Annotated in this window: 12 protein-coding genes and 1 tRNA gene; 6 read left to right on the top strand and 7 right to left on the bottom strand. The window is 72.5% G+C overall.

The features are described from left to right. Nucleotides 1-652: 652 nt before the first annotated feature. The 4 genes from ACT3TZ_RS08770 to ACT3TZ_RS08755 form a co-directional block, all read right to left on the bottom strand. A complete protein-coding gene (locus tag ACT3TZ_RS08770) occupies nucleotides 653-1,330 on the bottom strand; it encodes an AIM24 family protein (RefSeq protein ID WP_444583023.1) in 678 nt (225 codons plus the stop codon). Nucleotides 1,331-1,489: 159 nt separating this feature from the next. Beyond that, nucleotides 1,490-2,335 carry an endonuclease domain-containing protein gene (locus ACT3TZ_RS08765; protein WP_444583022.1) on the bottom strand — a complete coding sequence of 282 codons (846 nt, stop codon included), beginning with the start codon at nucleotides 2,333-2,335 and terminating at the stop codon, nucleotides 1,490-1,492. A gap of 717 nt (nucleotides 2,336-3,052) precedes the next feature. Further along, a complete protein-coding gene (locus ACT3TZ_RS08760; protein WP_444583021.1) occupies nucleotides 3,053-5,500 on the bottom strand; it encodes a heavy metal translocating P-type ATPase in 2,448 nt (815 codons plus the stop codon). Next, nucleotides 5,493-5,717: a heavy-metal-associated domain-containing protein gene (locus ACT3TZ_RS08755; RefSeq protein WP_444583020.1), complete on the bottom strand. Its 225-nt coding sequence runs from the start codon at nucleotides 5,715-5,717 to the stop codon at nucleotides 5,493-5,495. Before ACT3TZ_RS08755 ends, ACT3TZ_RS08760 begins: the two co-directional genes overlap by 8 nt. A 310-nt stretch (nucleotides 5,718-6,027) precedes the next feature. Between ACT3TZ_RS08755 and ACT3TZ_RS08750 the strand changes: the two genes are divergently transcribed. The 4 genes from ACT3TZ_RS08750 (at nucleotide 6,028) to ACT3TZ_RS08735 (ending at nucleotide 10,048) form a co-directional block, all read left to right on the top strand. Continuing rightward, nucleotides 6,028-8,460, top strand: coding sequence for a protein kinase domain-containing protein (locus ACT3TZ_RS08750; RefSeq protein WP_444583019.1), 2,433 nt, complete (start codon nucleotides 6,028-6,030; stop codon nucleotides 8,458-8,460). Between the two features lie 124 nt (nucleotides 8,461-8,584). Beyond that, nucleotides 8,585-9,472 carry a DsbA family protein gene (locus tag ACT3TZ_RS08745; protein ID WP_444583018.1) on the top strand — a complete coding sequence of 296 codons (888 nt, stop codon included), beginning with the start codon at nucleotides 8,585-8,587 and terminating at the stop codon, nucleotides 9,470-9,472. A gap of 170 nt (nucleotides 9,473-9,642) precedes the next feature. Further along, nucleotides 9,643-9,714 (top strand) — tRNA-Thr (locus ACT3TZ_RS08740). A gap of 112 nt (nucleotides 9,715-9,826) precedes the next feature. Beyond that, nucleotides 9,827-10,048, top strand: a complete 222-nt coding sequence (locus ACT3TZ_RS08735; RefSeq protein WP_444583017.1) for a hypothetical protein — start codon at nucleotides 9,827-9,829, stop codon at nucleotides 10,046-10,048. A 55-nt stretch (nucleotides 10,049-10,103) separates the two neighbouring features. Here the strand turns inward: ACT3TZ_RS08735 and ACT3TZ_RS08730 are convergent, their stop codons facing one another. From ACT3TZ_RS08730 to ACT3TZ_RS08720, 3 genes are read right to left on the bottom strand one after another with little or no spacing between them, the layout of a single operon-like run. Then, a complete protein-coding gene (locus ACT3TZ_RS08730) occupies nucleotides 10,104-10,745 on the bottom strand; it encodes a response regulator transcription factor (protein ID WP_444583016.1) in 642 nt (213 codons plus the stop codon). Beyond that, a complete protein-coding gene (locus ACT3TZ_RS08725) occupies nucleotides 10,742-12,091 on the bottom strand; it encodes a sensor histidine kinase (RefSeq protein ID WP_444583015.1) in 1,350 nt (449 codons plus the stop codon). The genes ACT3TZ_RS08730 and ACT3TZ_RS08725 overlap by 4 nt, the downstream gene beginning before the upstream one ends. Before the next feature lie 52 nt (nucleotides 12,092-12,143). Continuing rightward, nucleotides 12,144-12,695 (bottom strand): hypothetical protein, encoded by a 552-nt coding sequence (locus ACT3TZ_RS08720; protein ID WP_444583014.1) that lies wholly within the window; start codon nucleotides 12,693-12,695, stop codon nucleotides 12,144-12,146. 239 nt (nucleotides 12,696-12,934) lie between these two features. Here ACT3TZ_RS08720 and efeU point away from each other — a divergent pair, with 239 nt between their 5' ends. Both efeU and efeO read left to right on the top strand, forming a co-directional pair. Continuing rightward, complete coding sequence (gene efeU / locus ACT3TZ_RS08715; protein WP_444583013.1) at nucleotides 12,935-13,813, top strand: iron uptake transporter permease EfeU; 879 nt, start codon at nucleotides 12,935-12,937, stop codon at nucleotides 13,811-13,813. Nucleotides 13,814-13,894: 81 nt separating this feature from the next. Next, complete coding sequence (gene efeO / locus ACT3TZ_RS08710) at nucleotides 13,895-15,223, top strand: iron uptake system protein EfeO (RefSeq protein ID WP_444583012.1); 1,329 nt, start codon at nucleotides 13,895-13,897, stop codon at nucleotides 15,221-15,223. Nucleotides 15,224-15,228 lie beyond the last annotated feature (5 nt).

Below are 15,228 nucleotides of genomic sequence, written 5' to 3'. Positions count from 1 at the left end.
GTGTCGAGGGGCGAGCACGGGGCGGGAGGGACACGATGGCGGATCGGGCGTCCTGAACTCTTCGGCCTGTCGCGGGCTCGCTCGTTCGAGCTGAGTCTGCCGAGCCACGCCATGTGACCTCCCGCGAGCCGTCCCCTCGGAGCTCCGGCACGCACACCAGCCGTTGGGTGTGCACAGACCGGAGCCCTGTGCCATCGGGAGTGCACCGGTGCAGAGGTGACGTCACATGGCCCCGGTTCGTGCACGCTGATCGTTCCGACCACACCCCTGTCGCCGCCTGGACGACCGATGGCCCCTGCAGATCCCGTCCTGGTGGTCGAAGCCACCCGCACAGCCCCCGTCGCAGCGGCTCATGCAGCCCGCGCGTCCGCTCCGTCCGGACGGCACCACCTGCAGCGTCCCCGCGTCGTCGGCGACAGGTCCATCCGTGGTGACGGGCGGACAGCGGGACGTCTCGTGGGATCCACGATCGACGAACATCGGCTGATCGGCTGTCCCCGGCGGACCGCCTGTCCGGTGGAGCCCCTGTCCGGCCGACCGGTTGTCCGGCGGACCGGCGGAGCGCCTGTCCGGCCGACCGCGTGGGCGCGGACGCACGGACGGGCGGAGGGAGCGCTCGGCTCCCACCGCCCGTCGATGTCGCTAATCGGGGTCAGCTCCCGGCGACGACCGGCACGCCCTCGGAGGGCTGCACGATCACGAAGCCCGGGCCATGGAAGCCGAGCTGGAACGACTCGCCCGAGCCGCGGCCGATGAGCGATCCGAACTTGAAGTCGTTCTTGATCTGGGGCTGCAGGTTGGCCGACCAGCATACCGCCGCCTGGGGGTCTACGTAGGTGGGCTGCTGGGAGCAGTCGAGCAGCATGGGCGGGCCGTCCGAGGTCACGGCCACCATGCCCTGGCCCTGCAGGAAGAGGTTGAACAGGCCGCCGGCCATGAAGCCCGCTCCGCCGAGGGACTTGATGTCCCACTGGATGGAGGAGTCGAAGGCCAGCATGTTCGAGGTGTTCAGGGTGAGGGCGTCGCCCTCGAGCTGGATGAGGAAGACCTCCTGGGCCTGACGGGCGTAGAAGATTTCTCCCGCTCCGCGGGTGCGCATCATGTTGCCGCCCTCGCCGGTGGCCATCTTCTTCAGCAGCTTCATCCCGCCGCCGGAGCCCTGGTAGGAGAAGTCCATCTGGCCCTGGTAGGCCACCATCGCGCCGGCCGCGGAGATGATCTCGGGCGACTGCGGGTTCAGGGAGCAGCGCAGCATCTTGCTGGACTGCAGCGCCCATCGCTCGTTGGTCTGCTTCTCCTGGTTTCCGGCGTCGAACAGGTTGCTGCGCATGGGTCCCCCCGTGTCGTCGTGTGTCGCGTTCTCATGAACGGCTGTTACGGCGGGCACATCTTCTCATGGGGGTGCCCGGGGCACAGCTGGTCGTCCCTCGGGACATCGCGCCGGCCGGGGCCTCCCGGACGTGCTCCGACACGCGGCGGGCTCATCGGCTCAACCCGCCTGGAGGATGCGGCGGCGTCGGTGCACGTGGCGACGCGCGGCCGACAGCTCGTCCAGGCGCGCCTGCGTGGCTTCCGAAGCCAGCATCACCATCTCCCAGGTCAGACGCACCACGACATAGCCGCGGCGGTGCAGCTCGAGGTCGCGCCGCCGGTCGTCGGCGTACTGCTCGCGCGAGGTGTGGAACTGGCGGCTGTCGCACTCGATGACCAGGAGGTCGCCCACCAGGAGGTCCACGCGGCCGACGCCCGGGATCCAGACCTGGGAGCGGACCGCGACGTGCCGCCTCGTGAAGATCCGGCGCACGAGCGTCTCCGTCCCCGACTCGGCGAGGGGGTCGAGCCTCCCGATCGGGCCGCGGAAGCGATCGGGAAGCGCGGCGAGGACACCGTCGACGTCGTCGGGATGCAGCAGGTGCCGGGAGAGGACCGACTCGAACAGCACCGCGGCGGAATCGGCGGGGAGGCAGAGGCCCGCATGGCGCAGTGCGAGGGGGATGGTGGTGATCGGGTGGTCGTCCGGCCACGTGTGCAGGTACCGGTGGGGTATGGCGTCCTTGGACGGCGTGCAGGTGCAGCGCGGCGCCGTCTCGTGCCGGCGGTCGATGATCGGGGTCCATGCGCCGTGGTGCCGCAGGGCGGAGGCACAGGTGAGGCAGTGCCCGGTGCGGAGCGCCGCGGCGACGTCCTCGGGGCAGGTCCGTTCGAGCAGCCACCGCCTGCCGGCGGGGTGCAGCCTGCCCTCGGCGATGAGACGGTCCACGGCGCGCCGGCTGAGGCCGCGATCGCGCAGCTCTGCTCGGGTCCAGACAGGAAGGCGGGGTGGCGGCGGCGTCATGCGGTCAGCGTCGCGCGCGGAGAGCCCGAGTGCACGATCGCCTGGCCCCGGCGGTGGACGGATGTGTTGTGGGGAGGGGAGGTGTGCGGTGGCGTCTCCGTCTGTGCGGAAGCGGGCCGGGCCGATGTCGACACGTGGGTTCTGGAGCTGCGTCTGTCGACACGTGGGTTCTGGAGCGGCGCCGACCGTCCTTAGACATCGCACGTTGGTCCCGTGGCATCTCGGGTGGGTCCCGTGGCCTCCCGCGTGGGTCAGGTCGCTCCGGATTCGGGGTGGAGCAGGGTGTTCTCGGTGGGGGCCGTACACGGACCGGCGTCAGGTGCCATCACCCCCGCACCGGTGCAGGGGTAGTGGCACCTGACGCCGGTGAGTGCACACACGACCTCCGACCCCCGGCACCGACCCCTGACACTGCCCCCGGCCGACCCCTGAGACGTGCCGTGACACTCACCCCGGGACCTGCCCTGACGCCGATCCCGACGACGGCCCCCAGGCCCGCGACTTGAACCCGGTGCCACAGATCGGTGCCCGATTCCATCTCCTGAAGCAGGCCCCGAGGCCACCGCGACACGGGCCCCCGGCCTCAACCGCCAGCAGTCGACCCCAGGACCCGCGACGGGTAGTCCCTCTGCGGAACCTCGGAGCCCCGGAGCCCGCGGCCCACACCGCGACGCAACCTCCCGACAGCGCCCGTCGTACCCCGCCCCACCCCGCCGCTCAGCGGAACCGGCGCAGCCGCAGGGAGTTGGTCACGACGAACACGCTGGACAGGGCCATGGCCGCCCCGGCGATGAGGGGCCCCAGGAATCCGAGCATCGCGAGCGGGATCGCGATGACGTTGTAGAGGAACGCCCAGAACAGGTTCCACCGGATCGTGCCGAGGGTGCGGCGCGCCAGGCGGATCGCGACCGGCACCGTGGCGATCGAGCCGTCGGCGGCGATGATGTCGCCGCTCTCGATCGCCGCGTCGGTGCCCGAGCCCATCGCGATGCCGAGGTCGGCACGGGTCAGGGCGGCGGTGTCGTTGATGCCGTCGCCGGCCATCGCGACCCGACCGGGCTGGGCCTCCTGGAGCCGCTCGACCAGACGCAGCTTGTCGTCCGGGGTCATCCGGGCGTGGACCTCGACGATCCCCAGCTGCTCGGCGACATGACGCGCCGCCGCCGGGCCGTCGCCGGTGGCCAGGACGGGGGTGATGCCGAACTCGCGGAGGTCACCGATCGCCTGGGCCGCCTCGGGGCGCAGGGTGTCCGCGAGGGCGATCGTGCCCAGGACCCTCCCGTCCACCTCGACGACGGACACGGTGGCGCCGTCGCGCTCGGCCGCGGCGACGGCCTCGGGGAGCGCCCCGGGCAGAGCGGCCGCATCCTCGATCCGGCGCACCTCGACCAGCGCGCCCACGGAGCCTGTCGCGGCGCCGCGCATCCGCGCGCTCACCCCGAGCCCGGGCAGCGCCCGCGCCTCGGTGCTCGTGAGGTCACCGAGGACGGCGGCGGACTCCGGATCGTCCTCGGCGGCCGTGACGACGGCGCGGGCGATGGGGTGGTCGCTGCCTTGCTCGACCGCGGCGGCGAGCGCCAGCACGAGAGCCCGATCCGGAGCACCGAACGGCGTCGGCAGGGCGGACGCGCCGCCACGGGACGCCGCGCCGAGATCGGCGGCGACGTCGGGGGAGCCGTACGACGCGGCCGATCCGAGCACGCGCGACGACGCGCCATCGCGTGGATCCGCTGCAACTCCGACGGCCTCGACCGCCGTGACCGACATCGTCCCCGTCGTGAGCGTGCCGGTCTTGTCCAGCACGATGCTCCGGATCCCGCGTGTGGCCTCGAGGGATGCCGCGGAGCGGATGAGGACGCCCAGCTCGGCGCCGCGGCCGGTGCCCACCATGATCGCGGTGGGCGTCGCGAGTCCCAGGGCGCAGGGGCACGCGATGATCAGCACGGCGACGGCGGCCGTGAAGGCCTGCTCGGCGCCGTGGCCGGTGAGCAGCCATCCCGCGAGCGTGGCCAGCGCCAGCACGATCACGATCGGCACGAACACGGAGGAGATGCGGTCCACGAGGCGCTGGACGGGCGCCTTGGAGGTCTGCGCCTCCTCGACGAGGCGGGCGATGTGGGCCAGCTGGGTGTCGGCGCCGACGTGGGTCGCGCGCACCTCGAGGCGGCCCGTCGTGTTGACGGTCGATCCGGCGACGGCGTCCCCGGGGGTGACGTCCTCGGGGAGGCTCTCGCCGGTGAGCATGGAGCGGTCGACGGCGCTCGTGCCGCTGAGCACCTCGCCGTCGGTCGCGATCTTCTCGCCCGGTCGCACGACGAACACGTCGCCCACGCGCACCTGGCCGATCGGCACGGTGCGCTCGGCAGTGCGGCCGTCGGGGGACAGGTCCAGCAGGGTCGCGTCCTTGGCGCCGAGGTCGAGCAGCGCGCGCAGGGCGCCGGCGCTGCGCTGGACGGCGCGCGCCTGGAGCCAGCGGCCCAGCAGGATCAAGGTGGTCACGACGGCCGCGGACTCGACGTAGATCTCGTGGTGTCCGCCCGACATCGCGGGGGCGATCGAGAAGTCCATCGTCATGCCGATCATCCCGGCACCGCCGAACACGAGGGCCCATGCGGACCACAGGTAGGCGGCGCTCACACCGATCGACACGAGGGTGTCCATGGTCGCGCTGCCGTGGCGCGCGTTGATCGCGGCGGCACGATGGAAGGGCCACGCGCACCAGGTGACGACGGGGGTCGCGAGGGCGAAGGCCACCCACTGCCAGCCGGGGAACTGCAGCGGCGGGACCATCGACAGCAGCACGATGGGGACCGACAGCGCGGCGGCGATCACGGTCCGACGCAGGATGTCCCCCTGCTCGTGGTCCTCGCGCTCGTGGGTGCGCTCGCCGTCCTTGTCGGCGGCGGCGATGTCCCGCACGTGCGCGCCGTATCCGCCCTTCTCGACCGCGGCGACGAGCTCGCCGTCGCTGGGGCCGCCGGCCGGCACCGTCACGGCGGCGCGTTCGAGGGCGAGGTTCACGGCGGCGCCGGTGGCCCCGGCGCGCAGGAGTTTCTTCTCGACCCGGGCCACACAGCTCGCGCAGGTCATGCCGGTGACGTCGAGATCGACGCGGCGCTCGGGCGCCTGGGGTGCCGCTCCTCCGTGCTCGAGGGTCTCAGTCATCGGCGAGCACGTACGCGTCGCCGGCCTCGGCGAGGGCGGCCACGAGGTCCTCGCGGGCCACAGGCGCCTCGGAGGTTACGGTGAGGGTGCTGGTGCCGCCGGCGTCCAGGGCGACCTCGGTGCCGGTCACGCCGGGCAGCGCGGAGACCTCCTCGGAGACGGCGTTGACGCAGTGTCCGCAGGTCAGTCCGGTGATGGCGTAGTCGACGGTGCTCATGGCGGGTCCTCCTGGAGTGGACGGTCGGGAGGGTCGTGATCGACCCACGACACCAAGCTATACCCCTGGGGGGTATGAATGGCAAGAGGGTGGCTCCGATCGTGGCACGACGCACGACGCACGACGCACGACGCACGACGCACGACGTACGGCGCTCGACCGATGAACACCACCATCCGACCGAAGACGCCGGCGACGAACGGCCGCCGCCCCCTCACGGCATCCCCCGGATCTGCCGGACACCTCCCCGGGCACGCCTCGTCCTGCCGGGGGAGGCCTCGGCCAGGGTCCTCCGTCTAGCATGACCACCATGTCTGCGCCGCACCCGCCGTCGAGCCCCGTCTGGCGTGATCCGCGCCTGCGCGCCCTGACCGAGGACTCCGGCTACGAGATCGCTTCCCGGATCGGCGCCGGAGGGATGGGGATCGTCTACCGGGCACTGGACTCCGACGGGCGCGACGTCGCGATCAAGCTGCTGCGCCCCGAGATCGCCGACGACCCGCGCTCCCGTGAGCGCCTGGCCCGCGAGGTCGCCGCCCAGCAGCGGGTCCGCAACGACAACATCGCCCGGATCCTCGACGCGGAGCTCGACTCGTCCGAGGCCTTCGTCGTCACCGAGTTCGTGCCCGGCCCGACCCTCGAGGAGGCGATCCGGACCCACGGCCCGCTGCACCCGGAGTCCGTCCGCGAGCTGGGCCTCGTCCTCGGCGACGCGCTCGCCGAGATCCACGCGGCCGGAGTCGTGCACCGCGACCTCAAGCCCTCGAACATCCTGCTGCGGGGGGCGACCGACGCTGACCTCACGGGCTTCGACCCCGACGGCGCCCGGCTGGATCCCGTGATCATCGACTTCGGGATCGCCCAGGCCGCCGAGGAATCCCGCTTGACCTCGACGGGCCTCGTGATGGGGACGGCCGCCTACCTCGACCCGGAGGTCGTGAGCACCAACGTGACGAGCTCGGCGTCGGACTGGTGGTCGTGGGCGGCGCTGCTGGTGTTCGCCGCCACCGGACGGGAGCCCTTCGGCTCGGGCCGCGCCGATCTCGTGTTCCTCCGGGCCGAGCGGGGGGAGCTCGACGTCGAGGGGCTCCCGACCCAGCTCGCGGTCTGGCTGCGCGACGCCCTGCGGCCTCGACCGGCCGATCGCCTGGATCCCGACGAGCTCCGCGAACGCCTGGACGGCCTGGATCTCGACGCATACGGCCCGCTGCCCGACGGTGAGGACGAGAGCTCGGCACATCGGACCGGTGCCGCGTCAGTCGGAGCGGGTACCCCCGCGGCCCCCGCGGCCATCGCCGTAGCAGGCGGGGCGGCCACCACCGGGACGTCCCCCGCAGGGGCCACGACGCCCATCCCCGGTGCGGCCTCGCCCCCCACCGAGGTGCTCGGGAACCCGGTTGATGGTCGGATCCCGGGCGCCCCCTCGGGGGATCCCGCCACCGAGGTGCTGGGCGCCCGTGACCGTCGGGACGAGGGCGACGGCGCCCCCCATGCGACCCAGGTCCTCCCCGCCTACGACGCGGCTCAGGACGGCCGCACAGAGGCCTTCGGGACGCACGGCGAGAGACCCTCGTCGGGCTCCGCGGCCGGAGACGGTGCCGCACAGGGCGGTGGGAGCGACCGCTTCGGGGACTCCGGAGCCGATCGCACCCAGGTCCTGACCGCAGTCCCCGATCGCGATGACGTCGTCCCCGCGGAGCCGCCCACGGAGGTGCTGCGCGCCTATCGCATCGAGACCGCGGTGATGCCCGTGGTCCGCGGGCCCGAGGACCCGGGATCGCTCGAGAGCCCCTTCGTGGGCACCCACCCGTCGGCGACCCCATCCCAGGCCCCCACCTCGCCGACAGGCCCGTACGTCGCTCCCGAGGGGACGCCCCATCCCGCGCGCCAGCAGGCGCCCACGCAGGGATCCGCGCCGGGTGCATACGGGCAGCCTCAGCAGTTCCCGCAGGTTAGGCCGCCGCAGACCCGTGCGCCCCAGGGCCACGGTGTCCCGCCCGGCCGGCCCGCCCCGGGCTACGGCACCCCGCCGGGCCAGGCGCCTCAGGGCTATGGCGTCCCCCCGGGCCAGCCACCTCTGGGGCAGGCGCCGATGGGATACGGCCTCCAGGGGTATCCGCCCATGGGCCTGCCACCCATCCAGGCGCCGGTCGCCCCGCCGCGGCGACGACTGCTCGTGTGGACCGGCCACCTCCTGCTCGTGGCGCTCGCGGCCGTCGCGCCCTTCGTCGCCGTGATCCTGTTCCTGCTCCTGGGGGCGCTCGCCCGCACCTGGGAGCGCTCGCACAAGGCGATCGAGGGCGCGCGGGCCCGCGGCAAGAGCGCCGGGGCGAGCTGGGCCGTCGGCATCGCCGGGCCTTTCCGCTTCCTGCTGGGACTGCTCGAGACCGCGCTCATGGCGCTGCTGCCCGCCGTCCTGGGAGTGCTGGTCGTCGTCGCGGCCGATGCGGTCGTCTCCGTGACCACGCACTCGCCGTTGCCCTCGGCCGTGCTGTACGGCGGGGCGATGGCCATCATGCTGATCGTGACCTGGGTCGGCTTCGGCGGGGAGACCACCCGCAACGGCGCCCACAGGCTCCTGGACGCCGCGGCGCCCGATCGGGTGTGGGGTCTCGTCGTCGGCGTGCTGCTGGTGCTGCTGCTCGTCGCCGTCGGCGCCGTGATCGCCTCCCGCGGCGGAGCGGTGGACCCGTTCCCCTTCGTCTCCCTCACCCTGCCCGAGCACCTGCTGCCCTGGCGCTGACGGGCGGGTCCATAGCGTTCGCAGGCTCCGCCCGTACGATGCCCTGGGACCGACCCGCGCCGTGCGCGGCGTCCGGTCCGTCCAGCGCGCGCAATCCCGCATCCGAGAGCATCCAGGAGTGTTCATGGCGTCGTCCGGTTCGTCGAAGTCCTCACCGTCCACGGGCGGGAACAAGGCCTCCGGCCAGCAGAGCGAAGGATCGGCATCGCGCCGTGAGGCCCACCGTGAGCAGTTGCGCAAGCAGCGCCAGGCGGAGCTCAAGCGCCAGCGCCTGGTGCGCAACGGCATCATCATCGGCGCGATCGTCGTGGTCCTCGCGATCATCGGCGGGATCATCCTCGCGGTGACCCTCTCCCGCCGCGACGACGAGGCCAAGGGCGCGCTCGTGGCGCCGGCAGGCATCGCCACGGACGTCCCCTACTACACGCTGGGCGCCCCCGCGGACTCCGGTGCGCCGGTCGTCGATCTGTACGTCGACTTCATGTGCCCCGTCTGCGGCAACTTCCACCAGATCAACGGCAGCGATCTCGACTCCATGGTCGAGAAGAAGGAGGTCACCCTCCAGCTGCACACGCGCACCTTCCTGGACAGCAGGTCCTCCACCGGCGACTACTCCACGCGTGCGGCCAACGCCATCGCCTGTGTGGCCGACGAGGACCCCGCGCTGATCCTGCCCCTGAACGACCTCCTGTTCGAGAACCAGCCCGGTGAGGGCACGGCAGGGCTGACGAACGCGAAGCTCACGGAGCTCGCGAAGCAGGCCGGCGCCTCCGACGATGTCAGCTCGTGCATCTCATCGAAGAAGTACGACCGGTGGCTCAACGAGGTCGTGGAGAAGGAAGCGGCACAGAAGACGGACGGCACTCCCGCCGTGTTCATCAACGGGACCGCCTTCGAGGCCTGGAACCAGCCGGGCGCCTTCGCCCAGGCGGTCCGCGCCGCGGGCGGCGGAACCTCCGGCGGCGCGGCCTCCGATGCCGGCGGGGCCTCGGACGGCGGCGCGGCGGGCTGATCCCCGCTCGTCGAACCGGTGATCGGTGAGGCCCCGTCCGCACGGACGGGGCCTCACCGCACGGTAGGCTCGACGCGGTCCGATCCACGGCACCGGAGCACCGGGTGCACGGCCGACGGGTACGGGCCAGGACGAACGCGGTACGCCTCGGTGCGACGGGCGTCGTCCCTGCTGGAGTGGCGCAACGGTAGCGCACCTGTCTTGTAAACAGGTGGTTGCGGGTTCGATTCCCGTCTCCAGCTCCCTCGGAGTTCCCTCGCGCAACGGTGCGCCGGACCGGGCGGGCACCACCCCGATCCGGCCGGCGGACGGGGCCGGGACCAGTGGTTCTGACCCCCCGGGTAAGGTCATCGCATGGATCGTCCCCCGCAGGAGCGGGCACCACGGTGGGTGTGGGACCTCGCGCACCTGGGTGCGTGGGTCGGCCTCGTGCTGCTCGTGGCGCTCGGGATCGTCGCGCTGATCATGATCGCGTTGCCGGAACCGTTCCTCGGCGAGATGGACGTGCTGTCCTCTGCGCTCTGCGGGGGAGCGCGTGACGGCGCTTCCGCGGGACCCGCCGTCGGTCTTCGCTGACGCGGAGCCGGGCTCCACACGGGATGGCCCGGGCGTCGCGATCGACTCGAACCCCTCAGCCGTCCCGGTCCTCGCCGGCGGCCGCGATCGCGGCGCGCCGGTCGGTCACACCGAGCTTCGCGAACACGGCGTTGACGTGCGACTTGACCGTGGAGACGCCGAGGAACAGCTCGCGGGCGATCTCCGGATTGGTGCGGCCAGCGACGACGAGACCCAGCACCTCCGCCTCCCGGGCCGTGAGCTGCGGGAACCTCTCGTGCAGCGTCCCGGGGTGCTCGTGCGGCAGGCCCGCCACGACGCGACCGGCGATCCGGGTGTCCAGAGGGGTCCCGCCATCGGCGGCGGCCCGCAGCGCCGCCACGATCTCGGCGCGTCCGGCGTCCTTGGTGAGGTAGCCCGAGGCGCCCGCCCGCAGCGCGCGGCCGATGCTCGCGTCGTCGGCGAAGGTGGTGAGCACGACCACGGCGATCTCCGGGGCGGACCCGGTGAGCCGTCTCGTCGCCTCGGCGCCGTCGAGGTCGGGCATCCGCAGGTCCATCAGCACGACCGCGGGCCTCTCGCGCAACGCGATCTCGACCGCCTCCTCGCCTGTCGCGGCCTCGCCCACGACGTCGATGCCCTCGGTGAGGGACAGGACCGTCACGATCCCGTCGCGCACGAGGGCCTGGTCGTCGGCCACGAGGACGCGGATGCTCACGGGGCCATCCTGCCCGGTCGGGCGCCGTCCGGGGTCGTCCTGGCCGGACGGTCCCCGTCCGGGGGCTCCTGACCGCCGACGGGCACGTGGACGACGACCCGGAAGCGGCCGTCGTCGGTCGGGGAGATCCGCATCCAGCCGCCCAGTGCCACGCAGCGTTCACGCATCCCGCGCAGCCCCGCACCACCGCCCTCGGCGTTGGTGACCGAGCCGGGCGCTGTGTCGGTGCAGGTGATCGTCACCTCGTCGTCCCTCCGGTGGAGATCGAGGTCGACCGATGCGCCGGGCGCGTGGCGGCGGGCGTTGGTCAGCAGCTCCTGGACCGCCGGGACGCACGTCTCGGCGGCGGACGGGAAGAGCCCGACCGACCAGCCCGGCTCGACATCTGTCGCGGGGCCCGCCACGGGATCCGCCGAGGGGTCGGCCCGTGGCAGGGTGACCACTCCACCGGCCTCGCGGTGCGCCTCGACGAGTCGGTCGACCGCCGCTTCCGGCTCCTCGGTCGTCGTGGCGCGCAGGGCGGCGACCACGTCACGGGACTCCCGCAGCCCGTCGGCCGCCAGATCGCGCGCCCGGGCCACCCGCGCACGCGCCTCGTCGTGGCGTCCGGCCTCCGACAGCATCTGGGCGGCCTCGAGCTGCAGGCCGAGCGCGCCGAGGGAGTGGGCCAGGACGTCGTGCAGATCGCGGGCGATCCGGGCGCGTTCGAGCAGGGCGGCGTTCTCCGCCCGCTCGCTCTGGATCTGCACCTGCTGGGCCAGCACCTCGCGGTCCCGCTCCCGGGTCGCGCGGACCTGCCACCCGAGCGCGGCGAACAGGGCGCTGCCGCCGAGGGAGAGCACGCACGTGATCGCGTCGCCGGTGGACACCGGGGACGACCACCCGGTCACCACGAGGACGACCGCGACCGCGAGCAGCACCATCACAGCCACCCGCGGCCGGGCCATGCGGACCACCCGGACCACGCCGAGGACCATCGCGGGCAGCGTCACGAGCTGTGCGGGGAATGCCACGGCGGCCGAGGCGAGCAGGGTCACGGCGACCCCCGCCTCGAGCACCGCCCCGGCACGCGAGGAGGCCCGTGCCCGCGGGGTGCCCGCCGCGGTCCACAGGCTCACCGCACAGACCACCGCGCACACGGCCCCGATCCCGGCGGCGACGCGGTGATCGCCGGTGATCACCGCGACGAGCTGGGAGGCGATCACGAGGAGCGTGAGGAGGATTCCCGAGATCTGCTCGGCCCGGAGCGCTCCGCGCGCGGCGCCTGGCAGGTCCGGGGCCCCACGCCCTGTATCCCGGATGCCGGCGCGGGCCGATTCCGGGGTCACGGGCGGGACGGGGTGCACGGGGAGATCGTAGGCCGCTCCTCCCGGGCGCACCGGGGGTTCGTCGGCCCGCTCACCAGGTGGGCCGAGGTGCGACGGCGGTGGCGTGCAGACCGTGGTCGCCGGCCGCGGCGCGGCGTGCTCGCAGCCCGGCCACACCGGCGCTCAGCAGGCGCAGCAGGCCGATCGACAGCAGCAGCAGCCCTCCGCTGAGCGCGGCCAGCTCGGGGGCGAACACGCTCACGAGCACGGACTCGCCGATCCGCAGGGCGATCACGACCACCCACACCGCGATCCCCAGGCCCCCGCCCCGGATCGTGACGGTCCCGTCGGCGGCGGTGCGGGCGCGGGACACGAACCCGAGGGCCAGACCGCCGATCGCGGACGTCACGAGCATGAGGGCGACGAGCAGCACGGTGGTGGAGTGCGGGACGGACAGGTGCCCGGTCCCGACGGTCGTGCCGATCGAGACGACCCCGAGGACGGCCAGGATCGCCCCGAGGCGCAGCAGGCGGGCCAGCGGGCGCCACGTGAGCTGCTGGGAGAGGATGCGGTACAGGACCAGCAGGACGACGACGACCGTGATCGCCGGGCTCAGGCTCTGGGCGTCGAACGCGGTGTGCATGGTGGGCTCCTTCGGGACGGCGGGTCCCGGCCCGATGCCGGGGCCCTGCGCGATGCCTCCAGGGTCCGGCCGCGAGGGTCCCGATCCCACCGCCCGGGGGTGGAGATCCGGGTGGAGAGGCGCGAGGGCGACGTGCTCCACATCGCATGGGCCTCCATGGACATTCCGCTCAGGTGAGCCTTACCGTATGAGCGGCCGTGCCGCGTGTGGACGACCTTCCGTCCTGCACCGGAGGCACGATGTTCCTGCCCAACCTGCTCATCTCCCTGCGCGAGGGCCTCGAGGCCTCGCTGGTGGTGGGCATCCTCGTCGCCTACCTGGTCAAGTCCGGGCGTCGCGACGTGCTGCCCAAGCTGTGGATCGGCGTCGGCGTCGCCGCGATGATCCCGCTGGCGATCGGCGCCGTGCTGACGTGGGGGCCCAAGACCCTCACCTTCCAGGCGCAGGAGATCCTGGGCGGCTCCCTGTCCCTCGTCGCGGTGGCCCTGACCACCACGATGATCTTCTGGATGTCCAAGAACGCGCGCTCGATGAAGGGCCAGCTCGAGAACGAGATGGACAAGGCCCTCGGGCGCGGCAACGGCTGGGGCGTCGTCGCGATCGCGGTGCTCGCCGTGGGGCGCGAGGGCATCGAGACGGCCCTCATCATCTGGGCCACCGTGAAGTCCTCGATCGAGAACAACGTGTACGCCACGACTGCCGGGATCGTCGTGGGCTTCCTCGTGGCGATCGTCCTGGGGCTGCTCATCTACCGCGGCGCGATCCGCCTGAACCTCGGCGTGTTCTTCACCTGGACCGGGGCGTTCCTCATCTTCGTGGCCGCCGGGATCACGGCCTACGGGATCGGCGATCTCCAGGAGGCGTCCGTGATCCCCGGCTGGGGCCACTTCGCCTGGGACTACTCCCCGCTCGTGGGCTCCGCCGCCTCGCCCGTCTACTGGATCTACACCGTCGCCAACGCGATGTTCCAGGTCAACGCCCAGCCCACCGTCGGGCAGGTCATCGCCTGGCTCGTCTACTTCGTGCCCGTCGCCACCCTCTTCGTGCTCCGCACCCGCGCCCCGCGCCGGGCCGGCGTGGCCCGCCCAGCGGGCGACGAGGTCGCTCCCGGCGCCTGACCCCCGAGCGTCGTCGCCCTCGACGCAGCCTGCCCACCCGTCGCCCCGACCCATCCCCACCCTCACACCCTGGGAGCACCGATGAACCACCCTGCACGCCGCACCGTCCTGCACCACGCCGCGATCTCCGCCGCGGTCCTCGCGGCCGTCGGCCTCGCAGGCTGCACCGACAATCCCTCGAGCTCCTCGGGGGGCGGCAACCAGGCTGCGGGCGGCCCCGTCACCGTGACCATCACCGACACCGAGTGCACCCTGTCGACCACCTCGATCCCCTCGGGCCAGGTCACCTTCAAGATCACCAACTCCGGGACCGTCCCCAACGAGTTCGAGATCCTGGCCTCCGACAAGCTCCGCATCATGACGGAGAAGGAGAACATCGGGCCGGGCACCAGCGTCGAGGTCACCACCGCCCTCGACGAGGGCGAGTACTACACGGCCTCCAAGCCCAACATGGTCGGCGACCTGGTCGGCGTCGCGAAGCTCACCGTGACCAAGGGCGAGTCCGTGGCCGTGGACGCCGACACCCAGAAGCTCGAGGACGAGGCCGTCACGAACTACACGGCCTACATCAAGGACCAGGTCGGCTCTCAGGTCACCGCGACCAAGGAGTTCACCGACGCCTACCTCGCAGGGAACGCCGACCAGGCCAAGGCGCTGTTCCCCCAGGGCCGGAAGTACTACGAGCGCATCGAGCCCACCGCGGAGGCCTTCGGCCTCAAGGAGGCCGGCGACCTCGACGTGGCGCTGGACCTGCGCATCCAGGACCTCGCGGCCGATGCCGGCAAGGAGGTCACCGATCCGAGCGTGCTCGCGACGTGGACCGGCTGGCACCGCATCGAGGCCGACCTGTTCAGCGACAACACGGCCTTCCACTTCACCGACGACGCCGCCCGCAAGGCCGCCGCCGACGACCTCAACACCAACACGCAGAAGCTCTACGACCTGGTGTACGGCAAGATCGACGGCGCCAGCGGCGCGTTCTCCGTGACGCTCGAGGACGTGGTCCAGGGCGCGAGCGGCCTCATGAACGAGGTCGCGACCGGCAAGATCGTCGGCGAGGAGGACACGTTCTCCCACACCGACCTCGACGACTTCCAGGCGAACCTCGAGGGCGCTCAGGTCGCGTACGGCAACGTCCAGAAGCTCGTGGCCGCCAAGGACAAGGACCTCGACGCCAAGATCACCGAGCAGTTCACGGCCGTCCAGACCGAGCTCGACACGTACAAGGACGGGATGACGCCGGACGGCTCGCCGCGCTTCGTGGACTACTCGACGATCGCCGCCGTCCAGGAGGACGCCGGGGAGGCGCCGTCCGAGGACGACTACACCCCGCAGCAGAAGGAGATCTCCACCGTGGTCAACGCCCTCTCGGAGAGCCTGTCCAAGGTCGCCGGGACGATCCTGCACTGAGACGC

It is taken from the genome of Brachybacterium sp. AOP25-B2-12 (assembly GCF_052378625.1).
In the GTDB taxonomy this organism is placed as follows: Bacteria; Actinomycetota; Actinomycetes; order Actinomycetales; family Dermabacteraceae; genus Brachybacterium.
Note: the sequence above shows the minus strand (reverse complement) of the source record. Positions and strands in the feature narration are given on the sequence as shown.

Coding starts and splice junctions, on each gene's coding strand:
- ACT3TZ_RS08760 (WP_444583021.1), bottom strand. CDS start 5,500: ATGACTGAGACCCTCGAGCACGGAGGAGCGGCACCCCAGGCGCCCGAG.
- ACT3TZ_RS08735 (WP_444583017.1), top strand. CDS start 9,827: ATGGATCGTCCCCCGCAGGAGCGGGCACCACGGTGGGTGTGGGACCTC.
- ACT3TZ_RS08750 (WP_444583019.1), top strand. CDS start 6,028: ATGTCTGCGCCGCACCCGCCGTCGAGCCCCGTCTGGCGTGATCCGCGC.
- ACT3TZ_RS08755 (WP_444583020.1), bottom strand. CDS start 5,717: ATGAGCACCGTCGACTACGCCATCACCGGACTGACCTGCGGACACTGC.
- ACT3TZ_RS08770 (WP_444583023.1), bottom strand. CDS start 1,330: ATGCGCAGCAACCTGTTCGACGCCGGAAACCAGGAGAAGCAGACCAAC.
- efeU (WP_444583013.1), top strand. CDS start 12,935: ATGTTCCTGCCCAACCTGCTCATCTCCCTGCGCGAGGGCCTCGAGGCC.
- efeO (WP_444583012.1), top strand. CDS start 13,895: ATGAACCACCCTGCACGCCGCACCGTCCTGCACCACGCCGCGATCTCC.
- ACT3TZ_RS08745 (WP_444583018.1), top strand. CDS start 8,585: ATGGCGTCGTCCGGTTCGTCGAAGTCCTCACCGTCCACGGGCGGGAAC.
- ACT3TZ_RS08720 (WP_444583014.1), bottom strand. CDS start 12,695: ATGCACACCGCGTTCGACGCCCAGAGCCTGAGCCCGGCGATCACGGTC.
- ACT3TZ_RS08765 (WP_444583022.1), bottom strand. CDS start 2,335: ATGACGCCGCCGCCACCCCGCCTTCCTGTCTGGACCCGAGCAGAGCTG.